The organism is Mucilaginibacter sp. A5337, from assembly GCF_059690695.1.
This window is the reverse complement of sequence record NZ_JCAWEC010000001.1, coordinates 854,639-872,652: the sequence shown is the minus strand read 5'-3', so window position 1 is coordinate 872,652 and position 18,014 is coordinate 854,639. Positions and strand designations below refer to the sequence as shown.

Genomic DNA, 18,014 nt, shown 5'->3' with positions numbered 1-18,014 from the left:
ATCGATAGCTTTGAGATGTTATCGGGATTTGCGTTCCGGGGTGAGATACGGGACGCACTTTTTTGTTTAAAGGGGAGGGAAATGAATCTAATGTCATTTCGAAACGAGGTACGAGTGAGAAATCTTATACGTGCGGCAAACCTGACATGATCGCTTAGCAGGGTGTATAAGATTTCTCTTTCGCCCTAACACCCGTTCCCACCTCCGCTCTATCGAAATGACATCTTTTATGGAAAACGGGCTACTGCTTCGCCTTTAAGCTATCAGCCTTTGCTTTTTCACGTTTTTTGAAAAATCCTCTCAGGAAAAAGTTATGTTGCACAGCTTCAAGATCATCATTTAATTTAATTGATGCTGCCTGCAGGTTATTAATAGCTGATTGTGTTTGCACTGCCGCTTTCTGGTCGTTTAATAATACACCCAGCGCATTATCGGTACTATTAAGTTTGTTACTTGCCTTGGTAAGGTTATTGGTAAGCGTTGAAGCGTTTGCTGCAGTTTGCTGTAACTGGGTTACTGCCTGTTTAATTTGAGCAAATGTGGCTGTATCCGTAAGCATTTTATCGGCAAGGCCACCTTTGGTATTCATTTTACGGCTAAACTTATCGAGCTGCACCGCCATTAAAGCCGCGCTTTGGGTGGTAGCCTGCAGGTTGCGCATGGCGCCACGCAGCTGTATAGCCATAGTGCTGTCGGCCAATAAAGCGCCTACAGTACCTTTGCCTTGCAGTATGTTATGACTTAATGATTTGAAATCGTTAGTGATGGCCAGCAGGTTTTGGTTATTGTCTTGCAGGGTTTTTAACATATCATCGGTCGAGAGCATTTTTTCTGATTGCAGAACATCTCCATCTTCTACTACCGGCGCCTGTGCGGTGCCACCCTCTATCACAATAAGCTTATTACCTATTAAGCCGTCCGACCCGATTTTGGCCATAGCATTGCGGCGGATATATTGTTGGGCAGCCTCGTCAACATTCATGTATACCTGAACTTCTGATGGGCCGATAAAATTGATATTGCTGATAGTTCCTACCTTAACGCCCGAAAACCAAATGGCATTGCCTTTCTTTAAACCGGCAACATCGGTAAACACCGCGCTAAGCTTTATATTTTTAACAAAGGCTTTTTGCTGACCGCCCAGGGTAAATACCCCCAATATAAATAATACGAGGCCAAGTGCCAGGAATATGCCTACTATGATTGATTTTCTGTTTTCTGCTGGATCCATGATAATGGTATATCTTATCTAAGTGTTGTTATTCAATAAAGTTGTAATCGTAAAAAGGTTTCACGCGGCTGTCGTTTGTATTAAATACTTCTTCGAAAGTGCCGGTACGCTGAAACTGCCCGTCTAAGAGCATAGCAATCCTGTCGCCGGTTTGTTTGGCGCAGGTAAGGTCGTGTGTTATGATGATGGATGAAGTATTGTAGCGTTGCTGTACTTCGTTAATCAGGTCATTGATCTCAATACAGGTAATAGGGTCGAGACCGGCTGTAGGCTCATCATACAGCATGATCTCGGGGTTCAGGATCAGCGTACGGGCAATCCCGATCCGCTTACGTTGCCCGCCCGAAAGCTCAGAGGGCATCTGGTTAATGGTTTGCGAAAGCCCAACCGCATCAAGCACAGTTTCAACCGCGGTGTTGATCTCTCCGCGGGTGAGGTTCCGTTTATTGCGTACCAGAGGAAACTCCAGATTTTTGCGCACGGTCATACTATCGTACAATGCGCTGTTCTGGAATGAAAAGCCTATCCTGATGCGGAGCTTTTGCAGTTCATCTTCTGTAATATGGGCAATATCCTGATCAAATACTTTCACCATACCCTCATCAGGCTTAAGCAGGCCCGATATAATCTTGATCAGTACGGATTTACCTGTACCCGAACGACCAAGTACAACCAAATTTTCGCCCTGGTAAAGGTCAAGGTCAATGCCCCTAAGCACCGCATAATCCTGGAAAGCTTTTTTAAGCCCCCTGATACTGATAACCGGGTTATTATGATCTGCCTGTACTGCTGCTTTTCTCATATCTCAGTTAATTAGCGGAACCAGCCGGTTATCTGTACAATAATAACTTCTTCAATAAACACCAGGAACATGGCAGTAATTACCGCGCCGTTCGCTGCTTTACCTACGCCCTCGGTGCCCTTGTTTGAGTTGTAACCCTGGTAGCAACCAACAATACCTATGGTAAAACCAAATACAATTGATTTGATGAGCGATGCCACAAAATCGGTAAAGGTTAAGGGTTCAAAAACTTCCTGGATAAAGGTTGTCCATGTGGTGCCTTCGTTTTGGGTAACATTTAAATAACCCCCAAACAAGGCCACAAAACCGGTGTAGGTTGATAAAATTGGAATAGTAAGCGTAGTAGCCAGTACGCGGGTACATACCAGGTATTTAAATGGCTTAGTACCCGATACCTCCATGGCATCTATCTGCTCGGTAACACGCATCGATCCCAGCTCGGCGCCGATACTTGACCCTACTTTTCCCGATGCAATTAATGCGGTAACCAACGGCGCAAGTGCACGCATGATAGCTATTGATACGAGGGAGGGCAGCCATGATTCGGCCCCAAATTGGGATAATGATGGCCTTGATTGTTTGGTGAAAATAACGCCAACAATAAAACCGGTAACAGATATCAGCGTAAATGAACGTACTCCTACTTCATAGCACTGGCGTACAACTTCTTTAAGTTCAAAAGGTGGTACAAAGGCCTCCCTGAAAAAACGGAGGATAAATTGATTTATCTTATAAAGCGTCAAAAAAAAGTCGCTCAGGCTTTGCTTAAGCTTAGAGAACCTTTTTGGATGCCTGGGTATGCTTTGCGTATTATCCATTCAATAGGTACTTGTATTAATATACGGTTATTTCTACAAAACCCGCCGGGCTTTGTTTGCCGTATTTATTTTATTTCATTGAAAACACTTTTTAAATCGTTTTGAAAACCTTTGCCCGGTTGATAAAATGAAATAAAAGTATTATGTATCAATGCTTTATTGTGCTGTTTGTAGTAATGATTTAAACCTTTTTGTTAATTTAAAACCAAATAATGTAAAAAAAGTATTATATCTTACCTGTGTATTAAAAGTACATTTGATAATATACCAATTATAAATGCTTTAGCAAAACACCGGCCAAAATCGGTACCGGTATTTAAGCAGGCAAATTATCAAATACAGTGTTAATGGCAGATTAAATTACGGCTAATTAAATCCTTTTGACCATTTGGGTTAAATGTTTAAACTTATTTGCCTGCAAACCTAAAAGTTAAAATTTATATAGCGTAACACAGCCCCTAAAATATAGTTAATGAAGTGTAAAATTTTGATATGTTGCCTTACTATGCTGTATTTGCCGGCATTTTTAAGTGCGCAATCAAACCCATTTCAGTTTTCAAGGCTTGATATTAACAACGGATTGTCTCATAACCAGGTCAACTGCGTTTACAAGGATAGTAAAGGTTTTATGTGGTTTGGCACCCTGTCGGGGCTTAACAAGTATGATGGTTACAAGATCAAGACCTTTAAACATGTCAGTAATGATACAACTACGTTAGATGACGACTACATAGTTAGTATAACCCCCGGCCCGGAAAATAAGCTCTGGATCGAGACCCGTATGGGGTTTAATATTTATGATCCCGCGACAGAAAAATTTACCCGCAACTATAAAGATTTCCTGTATAAAATAAAACTGTATGACCCTTACATAGCAGCCATTAAAAGCGACAGGTTTGGCGATTTCTGGTTTTTGCACCATAATAAAAATCAGGGTGTATATAAATATGATCCCAAAGCAAAACTACTTACTAACCTGGTGCATAAGGATAATGACGGTAGTTCCATTTCCTCCAATTTGGTTACCGATCTTTCTGTCGATTCAAAGAAAGGTATCTGGCTGGTATCCAGCACAGGGGTTTTGGAAAGGCTTGATCCGGTTACTTACAAAGTTAACTACCGCAGAGCTTTGGGTGAGTTGCCTCCGGGCCTGAGCTCGTCATACAAAATATATATCGACAGGCAGGATGATATCTGGGTATTTGTACCAAGCTATTCATCGGGTGTGTTTTACCTCAATATGCAAAAAGGCATCTTTAAGCATATTGGCAAAGGCCAGGCCGGTGTTGGTTTGAATACGGATGTAGTATCGGACCTGGCCGAGGACGATCAAAACCGGATGTGGATAGCTACAGATCATGGAGGTATAAACCTGCTTGATAAGCAGGATTTTAAATTAAGCTACCTCTTAAACCGCGAGGATGATGACAAAACAGTGGGGCAAAACAGTGTAACCTGTGTTTATCGCGATTACTCAGGCATTGTATGGTGTGGAACTTACAAAAGAGGGCTTAGCTATTACCATCCAAGCATTATCAAATTTGCAGGTTATACACATCACTTAAGCGATGCAAACAGCCTGCCCTTTAGCGACGTAAATAATTTTGCCGAAGATAAGCTGGGCAATATCTGGATTGGTACAAACGGCGGCGGCCTTATTTACTGGAACCGTAAAACCGGAAGCTTTAAACAATACCTGCACAATGCCAATGATAAAAACAGCCTCAGTAATAATGTGGTGGTTTGCTTATTTGTTGATCACGAGCAAAAGCTGTGGATAGGCACCTATTATGGCGGCCTTGATTGTTATGATGGTAAAACATTTAAACATTATCAGCACAGCGATGGGGTACCGAACAGCATTTCTGAAAACAGGATCTGTTCTATTATGGAAGATAGCGAACAAAATCTTTGGGTAGGCACTTTGTCGGCCGGTTTAAATAAGCTCGATAAAAACAGGCAGATAGTAGCGAGTTATAAGTTTGACGGAGATATCAGCAAAAATAACATTCATTCAAACTACATAAGTGCCTTGCTTGAGGATAGGCGTAAAAACATATGGATAGTAACTGCTTATGGTGTTGATGTACTGGTGCAGAAGGATAACAAATTTATGCATTACCTGCATGACGATAAAGATCCTAACAGCCTGGTAAATAACAATACCAATAATATTTTAGAAGATAGCCGGGGATTAATATGGATCAGTACCCGCGAAGGACTTAATATTTTTAACCCGGATACTAAAAAATTTACAGCCCTTACCAAACAGGATGGCCTGCCCGATAATACAACTATCGATATCAGGGAAGATGAAAACCGCAATATATGGGTGAGCACACCAAACGGGCTTTCAAATATTATTGTAAACAGAAGCAAGCCACAACTTAAGTTCAATTTCATAAACTATAATGAGGCCGATGGTTTGCAGGGGCGCGAGTTTGCCGAAAATTCATCGGTAAAAACCCGTGAAGGGGAATTGATTTTTGGCGGAGGTAATGGCTTTAATATTTTTAAGCCATCGGCCCTGCATTTTAACAAAAGCAGTTCGGCATTACTGTTTACCGATTTTCAACTGTTTGATAAAAGCCTTGGCGTAGGCGAAAAGGTTAACGGCAGGGTAATATTACCTGAATCCATTTCTGAGCTTAAGGAAATAGTACTTAACTACGATCAAAACGTATTTTCGATTGAATTTGCGGCGCTTACCTTTTTTAATCCCGATAAGGTAAAGCTGCAATATGCTATGGAAGGTTTTTATGATGGCTGGATCTCTGTTGATAATAAGCTCCGGAAGGCCACCTACAACCTTGAGCCCGGTGATTATACCTTTAAGGTGCGGGCAACTCAAAATGAGTTTTGGAATGGAAAAGAAATAGCCCTGCATATCAGAATCCTGCCGCCGTTTTGGAAAACTACCTGGGCTTATGTGATTTACGGTCTGCTGGGTATTGGAGCTCTGTTTTATTTCAGGCAGAGGGGCATCAAAAAGCTGCGGGAGCAATTCACTATTGAAAAAGAACGGGAAAAAGCCCAGCGTATGCATGAACTTGATTTGATGAAGATCAAATTCTTTACCAACATAAGCCATGAGTTCCGTACGCCATTATCGCTTATTATGGCACCGGTTGATAAGATTCTGAAACAGGTAAGCGAACCCGAAACGCGGCGCCAACTTACGATGATCACCCGCAACGCCAAACGCCTGCTCAACCTGGTTAACCAGCTAATGGATTTCCGGAAAATGGAATACCAGGAACTTAAATTGTATAAACGATCGGGTAACATTATCAACTTTATTAAAGATTTGTCGTGGTCGTTTACCGATATAGCTGATCAAAAGCACATCAAATTTGTTTTTGATACCGATAACGAAGAGTTTGTTACCAGTTTTGATCATGATAAAATTGAGCGTATACTGTTTAACCTGCTTTCAAACGCTTACAAGTTTACACATGAGGGAGGACAGGTAAGCGTGTTGCTTAACCTGAAACGCTGCGATGAAGATACCGGGTACCTATTGGAGATAAGGGTGGTGGATACCGGCATAGGGATCCCGGCTGATAAAAGGGAAAGGATCTTTGACCCTTTCTTTCAACATGATATTCCCGGTTCTATGTTAAATCAGGGCAGCGGGATCGGGCTTGCCATTACTAAGGAGTTTGTGAAGCTGCACCAGGGCGAGATTTTTGTGGAGAGCGAACATAATCAGGGGAGTTGCTTCACAGTAATATTACCATTGCAAAAGGTTGATGAAACACTGTTTACTGATACCGAATATCATTTGCAGCATAGTACGGAATTTATGACGGATGCTGACCAGGTAAAACCTGCCCAGCAAAAGGAAACACGAGATATCAAGAAACCGACGGTACTATTGGTAGAAGATAATGAGGACTTCAGATTTTACATTAAAGATAATCTGAAGGATGCCTTTAATATTATCGAGGCCGAAAACGGTAAAAAAGGTTGGCAAAAGGCGCTGGCCCAGCACCCCAACCTGGTAGTAAGCGATATCAGCATGCCTGAAATGAATGGGATCGACTTATGCCGTAAAATCAGGGGAGACTCACGTACATCACATATCCCGGTAATATTGCTTACAGCTCAAACGGGAGAGGAGCAACAGATCAAAGGCCTGGAAACCGGCGCTACCGATTATATGACCAAGCCCTTCAATTTTGAGATCCTGCATTCTAAAATAAAGAACATCCTCAGCCAGCAGGAAAAAATGCGCAAAACCTACCAAAAGCAGGTAGATGTTACACCCACCGAGTTGCACGTGGATTCGCCAGAGGAAATGTTTATTAAAAAGGTACTAATGCTGATAGATGCCAATATCTCTAACCCTAATTTCTCTGTTGAAGAGTTGAGCAGCGAGATGTTTGTAAGCCGTTACACGCTTTATAAAAAGATACTTCAAATGACCGGTAAAACTCCTAACGAACTTGTGCGTTCCATGCGTTTGAAACGTGCCGCACAGTTGCTGGAAACCGGTCACCTTACCATATCTCAAATTTGCCATAAGGTTGGCTTCAAGAGCCAGAAATACTTTGTGCGTACCTTTAAGGCCGAGTTTAACAGTATCCCGTCAAAATACCTGGATGCTATGGGCCAGGAGTGACCGTTGATTTTTTTCTTGATTACGTTGATTTCGCTGATTTTTTCTGAACCGGGATTAAACGGATTTTTTGGATTAATGGCTTTCACTGTCGCGGGTTTAGTGATAGCGTAACCCGTGGTGTAGCATTAGCATTACTAAAGCTTCCAGCTTTAGTAGAAGTTCATTTGCGCTGACATCACTCCTTTATTATACAAGCATTGGAAATACAAAAGACCCATGTCATTGCAAGGAGGAACGACGAAGCAATCGCATACTATGCAGAGCGGCTATGCTTCCGTGCGATTGCCACGCTGCGCTCGCAATGACATGGTGCTAATGACCTTTCACCTCAAAATTTACTTTCAAATATTTATGGGTTTGATCCGGAGATGGCGGAATCTCTTCATTTTAAAATCACCTTCTTTTATCTCCCAATAAACCGCATCTGGTGATACTATTATCGCACTAAAATATCATTACAAATCATATCAAAGGGTGCACATTTGTAACTGTTACAACCTTTTTATGGCAATATTCTATATTAAATTATTGATTATTAAATAGTTATGCATAGTTGACATTTGTACCCCTATTTATCCACAACCGGGCTGTTTGTTGCATATAATTTTACCATCGTTATAATCAATATTAACCACAATCATTTGCCAGGGCAAGGGTTGATATAAACCTAATAAGTAACAAACCAATTTATTAACAGGATAATCCGTCAATATCAATTGATGAAACGGAGATGTCATTACGGAGGATAGATAATTTATTCCGGCAGATCAGGCATCGGACAAGGGAAGACGCGGTATTATCCAGTCTGTATAATTAAGAGCTTAAAATCTAAATAAATCAATATTAACTAACAATCAATTATGGGAAAAATTCTACGAATAGCCTTCCTGTTCTCCTTAATGTTTATGTGCGTCCGGGGGATGGCACAAAGCCAGGGAACGGTGGTACAGGGAACAGTTTCAGACGAAAAGGGCGTCACCCTGCCAGGCGTTACAGTTGCTGTTAAAGATAGTAAGACGACAGTGATTACCGATGTTGACGGTAAATTTCGTCTCGCTTTACCGGCCAACGCCAAAATACTTGTTTTTACCTTCATCGGTACCGAAAAACAAGAGGTGCCCATAGGTAACAAAACAGCATTTACAATTACCCTTAAATCAACAACTACGGCGCTTACTGATGTTAATGTGGTAGCTATTGGCTACGGATCGCAGAGGAGGCAGGATGTTAACGGTGCTATATCATCAGTAAAAGCAGCTGATATAGCCAATATTCCGCAGCCGAGTGTCGATCAGTTGCTGCAAGGCAAGGCCGCAGGTTTAACCATCACCCAAAACTCGGGTGCTCCGGGTAGCTCAACCTCGGTTAGGGTGCGTGGTGTTACATCGTTAAGCTTATCAAACGAGCCGCTGTATGTTATTGATGGTGTGCCTATTTCGGGTGATGCTACCAATAAATCAACCAGTGGCCGTTCACCGCAATTAACATCTAACAATGATGAGAATGCAGTAAGTCCGCTGGCGTTGATTAACCCGAGCGACATCGAATCTATCGATGTGCTGAAAGATGCATCTGCAACGGCAATTTATGGTAGCCGGGCATCAAACGGTGTGATCATCATCACCACAAAGAGGGGGAAAAACGGTAGTGCACGCGTTAATTACGATGGCTATGTGGGTTACCAGGAGCAGGGCAAATTTTTAAAGATGATGAACCTACAGCAATATGCTGCATTGCAAAATGCCATTGCCGATGTTATCGGTGTTCAAAAACGCGGCGAATTTGCCGACCCAAGCTTGTTGGGTAACGGTACCAACTGGCAGCATGAAATTTTCAGGAATGCGCCCATGCAAAGTCACCAGGTATCTATATCAGGAGGTAAGGAAGGTACAGACTATTATATCTCTGGCGGTTACTTAAGGCAGTTAGGTACAATTTTGGGTAACGACTTTACACGTTACACCATCCGTACCAATATCAATTCGCAGGTGAAGGATTGGTTGAAGGTAGGTACTACCATATCCGGTAGTCGTACTAATCAAAATGTGTCAATCGGTGATAATAACGGTGTTATTTACGGTGCTTTGCTAAGCGCGCCTGATCAGTCGGTACGTAATGCGGACGGATCATTTTCTGGTCCGCTGCCACAGGCTAATCAACAGGGCGGGCAAATTAACCCGGTAGCCCAGGCACTAAGTATCTACAATAACCTGGTGCGCAGTAATTTTAACGGAGGCGTTTATGCCGAAATGAAATTTACCCGCGACCTATCATTAAGAAGCCAGTTAAACGGTGATTTCAATTGGTCAAACGCTAAAGTATTTCAACCATCGTATAGCTACGGGCCTTTATTTGTTAATCCAACTGCAAAGCTTAACGAATACATTGCCAATACTGTATACTGGGGCTGGCAGGAGTATTTAAACTATAATCACACTTTCGGCAAAAAACATAATGTGGTAGGTTTATTGGGTTATGAAGTTAACGAATCAACCTGGGGTGGCGTTGACGCCGGTGTTCAGAACTTTTTAGGTAATGACCTTAAAACCCTGAACCTGGGTGATGCGAAAACGGCCACTAACGGAGAGTATAAAGATGGTCAGGCACTTGAGTCGCAATTTGCACGCGCCATATATACTTACAACAATAAGTATAGTATCACAGCTACTATCCGTCGTGATAAATCATCAAAATTTGCCGAAGGGCATCAGGTGGGTTATTTTCCATCATTCGCAGTATCATGGCGTTTATCTGAAGAACCTTTTCTGGCTGGAATTAAGAAAATTGCTGATAACGTGAAGCTAAGAGTAGGTTATGGTCAGGTTGGTAATCAGGCCGTACCAAATTACCTTTACGGTTCTGCTTTAAATTCGTTAACTACCGGTTTGGGTACAGGCTTTACTATTGATAAAGTGGCGAACCCTAACCTAACCTGGGAAACGGCTATCCAAACCGATATCGGTATTGATTTCTCTTTATTCGGCAGGGTTGATGCAAGTGTTGATTATTTTGATAAAACTTCAAAAAACTTCCTGTTCCAGGCGTCATTACCGGCATTTCTGTTAGGCCAAAGTGCCGAATATTCGGGCACGGGCGTAATTGCTCCGCCTTATGTTAACGGTGGTAAATTGTATAACCGTGGTATTGAGTTCACTATCAATTCAAGAAACATCGCCACAACTAATTTCAGGTGGAACACTACGCTGATCTTCTCAAAGTATAAAAACAAAGTTGTATCACTTGCCAATGGTGTGCCCTTCATCAACAGGAGTGTTGGCGTAAGCTTCCTGTCGTTACCGGTTACCCGTACGGTAGCTGGTGGTCCGGTAGGTGAGTTTTATGGCTATGAAGTTCAGGGTATTTTCAAAACTGCCGATCAGCTGCGCAGCGCACCTGTCCAGTTTGGCCGCCCGGTGGCTAATAACTCGGCAGGTACCTGGTTGGGTGATATTCAATATAAGGATTTAAACCACGATGGTAAAATTGACGAAGCAGATCAAACCAGTTTGGGTAGTGGTAACCCTAAATTTACTTACGGTATCACCAACTCGTTCAGCTATAAATCATTTGATCTTTCGTTCTTCCTTAATGGATCATACGGCGCTAAGATCTTTAACGTGCTCAACTATTCTATCAGTGGCTTATCAGGCCTTTACCAAAATCAACTGGCTTCGGTGGCTAATTTCTGGACGCCCCAAAATCCCAATTCAAACATCCCGGCCCCACGCGGCGGTGATAACCCTAACCTGAAAAATTCAGACAGGTTTATCGAAAGCGGATCGTTCCTGAGGGTGCAAAATGTAAGTCTTGGTTATAACCTGCCACTATCATGGATCAGGCACATCAAACTTAACCGCCTTAAAGTTTATGTAAGCGGCCAAAACCTGTACGTGTTTACACCTTACAAAGGCCTCGATCCGGAAATTGGGTCAATAAACCAGGATGCGTTTTTAAACGGTGTTGATATCGGCAGGTACCCTTCACCTCGTACCATCACATTTGGAGTTAACGCTGAGTTTTAATTTTTGGATGAACTTGATATGAAAAGATATATAAAATATTTATTAGGGCTTACGGTTGTAACAGGTGTTACGGCAAGTAGCTGTAAAAAGGACTTCTTTAATCGTCCGCCGCAAAGTGCCATCACTTTGGATAACTACTATAAAACTAACGACCAGGTGGTTGCCAGTACAAATGATTTGTATAGTGCGGTATGGTTTGGCTGGTGCGGTAAAGCGGGCTGGTCAATAACCGAGCTGATGGGAGGCAATGGCCGTACCTATTCATCGGATGTGGTAAACTTTGAAAATTTTTCGGTAACCGATGCCAACTTTGAGCTGGGAGGCGCATGGAACTCACTATACATTGTAGTGGCCCAGGCCAACGCTTTGATCAATAACCTGCCCGTAAAAGTAGGTGCCGGGGTTGATAAGGCTGTGATAAACAATGCCCTTGGCGAAGCGCACCTGTTCCGTGCCTTAGCTTATTTCCACCTGGTAAGGACATGGGGGCCGGTGCCAATTATTGAGAATAGTTTGGATTATGTATCAAACTACCAGATCAATACCAACCCTATCCCTGATGTGTATAAGTTTATTGTTAACGATTTGAAGTTTGCTGAGGATAACCTCACTAAAATGGGACCGAGGAGCGGTAAATCATCAGGTCGTGTTTCAAGCGGATCGGCATCAGCGTTACTTGCCAAAGTTTACCTATACATGCAGGATTACCAAAACTCACTGGCCGAGGCCAATAAGGTGATCAGCAGCGGCGAGTTTAAATTATATGGTGTTGACGTAGCCGGTAAAACCTTTGCCGATTTGTATCTGACAGCCAACAACAACAATGAAGAGTCTATTATTCAGTTGCAATGGTCGGCTACAGGCGGTTACGGAAAAGGCAACCCGCAACAGGCTTCATTTGCTTACAATTCGGTAATAACCGGTACCGGGGATGGTTATGGTGTATTAGCCCCAACCTTCGACCTGCAGGACATGTATGAATCGGGCGATTTACGCAGGAAAGCAACCATTATGCTTCCGGGCGATCATTATCCTGAAATAAACCAGGCCGCGGGCGGTTATACTTTGCCCGACAATGCCAACTCGCAAGGTACGCATGCCCAGGTTAAAAAATACGTAGTTGGTACCCCTGCTGATAACGGAGGTTTGGGGGCGGCGCAATCTGCTGCCAACAATACCTACATGATGCGTTACGCCGAAGTTTTCTTGATCAAGGCCGAAGCTATTATGGCCGGTGCTAAAACCAGCAGTGATCCGGAAGCTTTGGCGGCCATCAACAAAATCCGGAACAGGGCGGGTTTAGGTAACCTTACCACTATTAAGCGTGGTTATTACCTGCCAAACCCGGCACTTAAACTGGCAGGAGCCCCGGCCAATACACCGAAAGAGCTTTACAGGGACGATATCCTGGACGAAAGAAGGCGCGAGTTTGCTTTTGAAAACGATTTTTGGTTTGATCTGGGCCGCCTGGATGGATATAATGTAACCTCGCACCCGATAGCTATCAGCATCATCAAAAATCAGGACAGGGGAACGTCTGACAACAGTACCCCACCTCAACGTTACGGTAACGAATATAATTCTACCGTTACCGATGCTAATTTCAGGCTGGCATATCCCGCTACCGAAGTAGCATCAAATCCTAAGTTAAAAGACGCACCGGTACCTTATGTATTTAAATAATCAAACCATGAAAAAGATATTTCAACAATCCAAATCATTTTACTGGATGCTGTCGGTTTTGATGGTGTTTGGTATGGCATCGTGCCGTAAATATAACGATAGGGGTACCGGTGGCACCGGGGCGCCTAAAATTACCAGGGTAAGGTATATCAGTAAAACGGATACGATTAAAAATGTATCGCACCCGGTAAACCTCGATTCGTCCAACGTTTATGACGATATTAAACTCGTTAAATTTGACTCGACAGTAACACAGGGGCGTTTAAACACCCAATATGCTATCGTTGGTGAAAATTTGCTGAACACAACTCATGTGTATTTTAACGGTACTGAGGTTTATTTTAATCCCGCCTTGGTAAGTGATAAAATCATTATTGTAACTATTAACGCTAATGTACCTTTTGGCCCAAGTCAGTCAAACAAGCTTACCGTTGTTACTACGCAGGGCCAGGTTGATTATAATTTCAGCATAGCACAGCCTCCTCCGGTAATTACCTCATTTGCGCCGCTTGCCGCAGGTGCCGGTGATATTGTAACCATAACCGGCAGCGTGTTCAATGATGTTGTTAGTGTTAAGTTTGATGACACTCCTGCCGAAATTGTAGGTACACCAACAGCTACCGAAATAAAAGTTAAAGTACCGGCAGGTATTGTTCAGGCTTATGTGTACGTTACTACGGCGGGCGGTACAACCAAGTCGGCAGCTTCGTTCGGTTTCAAATATTTAATTTACGGTGATGATCTTACCCTGTACTGGGGCGGCAACGGTGGTGGCTACGATGGCTACGGCAGTACCCGCGACTATGCCAGTACAGCCCATGTAAAACGTGGTACACATGCCATTGCCGTTAATGTTGACAACGGTTATGGTGCATTGCAGTTGGGCTATGGAGGTGCTACTTTAAACGTGGCTTCAGCGGGTTTAACATCGATAAAGGTATCTATCTACGGTGGCACTAATTTCAAAACCGGCGATAGGATACAGGTGGTTGTAAACGGTGGGTATGACAAGGCCGTGCCGCTTACCATTGTACCGGGCGCTTATACAGATTTCACTATTCCGTTAAGCAGTTTGGGTAACCCGTCAACCATATCCGAAATTACTTTCCAAACATTAGGAGTTGGGGCACCAGCCACCTTCTATGTTGATGACCTTGGGTTTATTTAAATTTTATGAGGTCACTGCCAGGGTAACAGGCAGTGACCTTTGCTTTAAATGTTTAACAGCATGAAAATTTATAGCTTAATAACCGGTGTGGTACTATTGCTGCTGGCAGGCAATGTACAGGCCCAAAAGAACCTGGTAACCAACGGCGGTTTTGAAGATGAAATGTATGGCTGGAATGACGGCGGCGTAAAACTTACGCCATGGGATGTGAAAGCCGGGAAAAGCAGCTGTGCAATTATCTCAACTAATGCTACCAACTGGCTTGGTATCGATCAACAGGTGGTAATTCCCAAAAAGGCAGGTAAGTTGGAATTTAGTGCCTGGCTTAAGACCATCAATGTAGTAAAGGGTAAAGACGAGTGGAATGGCGCAGTTTTTAGTGTTGAATTTTTAGATAAGGCTGATAAAAAGGTTTGCGAAGGAGTAAACATTGTTACCCTAACAGGCGACCATCCCTGGGAGCTGGCTTCAAAAGAGCTTTTAATACCCGCAGGTGCTATACGTTTTAGATTGCTTTTGGCAATGGGTAACGCTACAGGTACGTTTTTAATTGACGATGTTGCTGTGAAGGCGATAATGAGTAATGAGGTAACAAAAAATTAATAATTAATTGTGTAAACGTTATTTTGCTGATATAAAAGTGTTAAATTAGTATCATCAATTAGCAAACTTTTTTAGTGGGATTTTATGATGACAAGTAATGTAATGCGGGAGATAACTCCGCTAACTCCAAGTGATTGTTTTACCATTTTTTCGAGGGTAAAAAAGAAATTTGATTTTCCGCTTCATTATCATGACGAGTATGAGCTTAATTTAATAATTAACGCCAAAGGCGCCAAAAGGGTAGTGGGCGGGCATATTGAAGTTATTGAAGAGGTTGAGCTGGCGCTGATTGGTCCTAATTTGTATCATGCCTGGTTTACGCACCAATGCCAGAGCGAGGATATAACCGAGGTTACTATTCAGTTTCATAAGGATTTGTTTGATGAAAAGTTTCTGAAACGCAATCAGTTAAGTTTTGTGAAAAGTATGCTGGAGCGCTCGCAAAGAGGGATTTCCTTTTCGCCGGAAACGATTTATGCGCTTAAGGACAGGATAATGATGCTGGACAAAAAGAGTGGTTTTGACTCTGTGCTGGAGCTTTTATCTATCCTGCATGATCTGTCGATCTCCCGCAATATGAAAATGCTGTCGGATCCGAGCTTTACCAATGAGAAGTTTTATTACAACAGTCGCCGCATTGAGAAGGTGTTTGAGCATATGAATGTTAACTATAATAAGCAAATTACCCTTGCCGAAGTAGCTAAAATTGCCAATATGCCCGAAGCTTCATTTAGCAGGTTTATCAAAAAGCGCACCGGTAAAACCTTTATTGATAGCTTGAACGAGATCAGGCTTGGTCATGCCTCCAGGATGCTTATCGACTCAACAACCACCGTGGCCGAAATTGCTTACAAATGCGGGTTTAATAATATCTCCAACTTCAACAGGATCTTTAAGCGCAAAAAGATGTGTATCCCCAAAGAATTCAGGGAAACCTATACCGGAAACCGCGTATTTATTTAATTGGTATTTATTTGGCTTTATAGCTGGGGAAAAATGTATCAGCCTGTCTGTAAAGTTAAATAGAATGTTAAAAAAGTATTATAAAATTGTTGATAATAAATTCATTTTTGAATAATGCCAATTAAGGTGTCTGAACTCGAATTTTTGGAATTTATGAATTCATCGAATTTATTGTATTTGGCCATTTTTAAACCAGGATTGTAGTATTCTGACAATTATTTAATTCAAAAAATTCCGGTTCAGACAAAATCAGACAAGATGAAGTTACACTTACTTGATGTTGCCATTATAGTTTTATACCTGTTAAGCACCATTTTTATTGGTTTATGGTACCGTAAAAAGGCCCGTGAAAACAAGGAAAGCTATATGCTGGGTGGCAAATCTTTACCCTGGTATAAGCTGGGCTTAAGCGATGCCTCCGATATGTTCGACATCAGCGGTACCATGTGGATGGTAAGCCTGTGCTTTGTTTATGGTATGAAAAGCATCTGGATCCCCTGGCTTTGGCCGGTATTTAACCAGGTGTTTTTAATGATGTACCTGTCGCGCTGGCTGCGCCGGTCAAACGCGGCTACCGGTGCCGAGTGGCTGGCAACGCGCTTCGGCAAAACCGGCCATGGGGTAACAGGCTCAAATGTGGTGGTTATCGCTTTTGCGCTGTTAAGTTGTTTCGGCTTTTTGGCTTACGGGTTTATTGGTTTGGGCAAGTTCATTGAAATATTTATCCCCTGGGACCTGGTTAAAGCTTATGTGCCTTTCAGCGTAGCGCCTCAGTATGTACCGCATGTATATGGGATCATATTTACGCTGTTCGCCATGTTTTACTCTATCATAGGCGGCATGCACAGTATTGTGCTGGGCGATATGATCAAATATGGTATAATGACGGTGGCATGCGTATGGATCAGCTTTATTGCCGCAGGGAAATTGCATGGAAATCATCTCAATGTACCCGATGGCTGGTATAGCCCCTTCTTCGGTAAAAACCTTGGCTTGAGCTGGACGGGGATCATCAGCGAGGTAAACGATAAGATCAAGTCAGATGGTTATTCGCTGTTCGGCCTGTTTTTTATGATGATGACTTTTAAAGGCTTCTTTTCGGCAGTAGCCGGGCCGGCGCCTAATTATGATATGCAAAAGATCCTCTCCACCCGTTCGCCTGAAGAGGCCAGCAAAATGAGCGGCTTTGTAAATATCATCCTGCTGCCTATCCGCTATGCGCTTATTATAAGTTTAACCATACTCGGCGTTCTTTTTTATCACCAAATGAATTTGAAAGATGCCAAAGGTGTTATCGATTTTGAACGCATCCTGCCGGCTGTTATCAATAACTTTTTACCGGTAGGTTTAGTGGGCTTGCTGCTGGCGGGTTTGCTTGGGGCTTTCATGAGCACATTCAGCGGCACCATGAACGCAGCGCAGGCTTACATCGTGAATGATATCTACCTTAAATACATCAACCCAAAGGCATCAACCAAAAAAATCATTACTGCAAATTACCTGGTAGGCGTTTTTGTGGTAGCGGTAGGCGTGATATTGGGCTTTTTTGTAAAAGATGTGAACAGTGTGCTGCAATGGATTGTATCGGCGCTTTATGGGGGGTATATAGCCAGCAACGTACTCAAATGGCATTGGTGGCGCTTTAACGCCAACGGCTTTTTTTATGGAATGCTTTCGGGAATTTTATCAGCGATGATCTTCTCGCTTATTATCCCTTCGGTTGAGTTGTTGTACTGGTTTCCGGTGTTGTTTGCTATCTCGCTGGCGGGCTCTGTTATCGGTTCGTATGCTACAGCGCCGACAGATCTGGCCGTGTTGAAGTCGTTTTATACAACGGTGAGGCCGTGGGGCGTTTGGGGACCTGTTAAGGCGCTTGTGATGGAGAATGATCCTTCATTTGTGCCCAACAAAAACTTTAAGCTTAACATGTTCAATGTGGTTATCGGCACCATTACGCAATGCAGCCTTACCATACTGCCCATGTACCTGATACTGGCACAAAAAACATCCCTCATAGTTACCATAGCTATACTGGTGGTTACCATTACTATTCTGAAAAAAACCTGGTGGGATAAATTAAAAGACTATTGATAAAAGATA

10 protein-coding genes are annotated in these 18,014 nt (G+C 42.8%); 7 read left to right on the top strand and 3 right to left on the bottom strand.

Annotated elements, in window-relative coordinates:
• Positions 1-241: 241 nt before the first annotated feature.
• Genes AC59JO_RS03515 through AC59JO_RS03505 form a run of 3 tightly spaced genes read right to left on the bottom strand, consistent with a single transcriptional unit; the run spans position 242 to position 2,851 of the window.
• Entirely contained in the window at positions 242-1,231 is a 990-nt protein-coding gene (locus AC59JO_RS03515; protein ID WP_497303452.1) for an MlaD family protein, read from the bottom strand.
• Between the two features lie 28 nt (positions 1,232-1,259).
• Entirely contained in the window at positions 1,260-2,033 is a 774-nt protein-coding gene (locus AC59JO_RS03510) for an ABC transporter ATP-binding protein (RefSeq protein WP_413669221.1), read from the bottom strand.
• Between the two features lie 11 nt (positions 2,034-2,044).
• Positions 2,045-2,851, bottom strand: coding sequence for an MlaE family ABC transporter permease (locus AC59JO_RS03505; RefSeq protein WP_413669220.1), 807 nt, complete (start codon positions 2,849-2,851; stop codon positions 2,045-2,047).
• A gap of 472 nt (positions 2,852-3,323) precedes the next feature.
• Between AC59JO_RS03505 and AC59JO_RS03500 the strand changes: the two genes are divergently transcribed.
• The 7 genes from AC59JO_RS03500 to AC59JO_RS03470 all read left to right on the top strand — a co-directional run bounded on the left by AC59JO_RS03500 (position 3,324) and on the right by AC59JO_RS03470 (position 18,005).
• Positions 3,324-7,475, top strand: a complete 4,152-nt coding sequence (locus tag AC59JO_RS03500) for a two-component regulator propeller domain-containing protein (protein WP_497303449.1) — start codon at positions 3,324-3,326, stop codon at positions 7,473-7,475.
• Between the two features lie 860 nt (positions 7,476-8,335).
• Complete coding sequence (locus tag AC59JO_RS03495) at positions 8,336-11,497, top strand: SusC/RagA family TonB-linked outer membrane protein (protein WP_497303447.1); 3,162 nt, start codon at positions 8,336-8,338, stop codon at positions 11,495-11,497.
• 18 nt (positions 11,498-11,515) lie between these two features.
• Entirely contained in the window at positions 11,516-13,180 is a 1,665-nt protein-coding gene (locus AC59JO_RS03490; RefSeq protein ID WP_413669217.1) for a RagB/SusD family nutrient uptake outer membrane protein, read from the top strand.
• 7 nt (positions 13,181-13,187) lie between these two features.
• Positions 13,188-14,348, top strand: a complete 1,161-nt coding sequence (locus AC59JO_RS03485; protein WP_497303445.1) for a hypothetical protein — start codon at positions 13,188-13,190, stop codon at positions 14,346-14,348.
• Positions 14,349-14,408: 60 nt separating this feature from the next.
• Entirely contained in the window at positions 14,409-14,951 is a 543-nt protein-coding gene (locus AC59JO_RS03480) for a carbohydrate binding domain-containing protein (protein WP_497303443.1), read from the top strand.
• 84 nt (positions 14,952-15,035) lie between these two features.
• Positions 15,036-15,914, top strand: a complete 879-nt coding sequence (locus AC59JO_RS03475; RefSeq protein WP_413669214.1) for an AraC family transcriptional regulator — start codon at positions 15,036-15,038, stop codon at positions 15,912-15,914.
• 258 nt (positions 15,915-16,172) lie between these two features.
• A complete protein-coding gene (locus AC59JO_RS03470) occupies positions 16,173-18,005 on the top strand; it encodes a sodium:solute symporter family protein (RefSeq protein WP_497303441.1) in 1,833 nt (610 codons plus the stop codon).
• Positions 18,006-18,014: the final 9 nt, after the last annotated feature.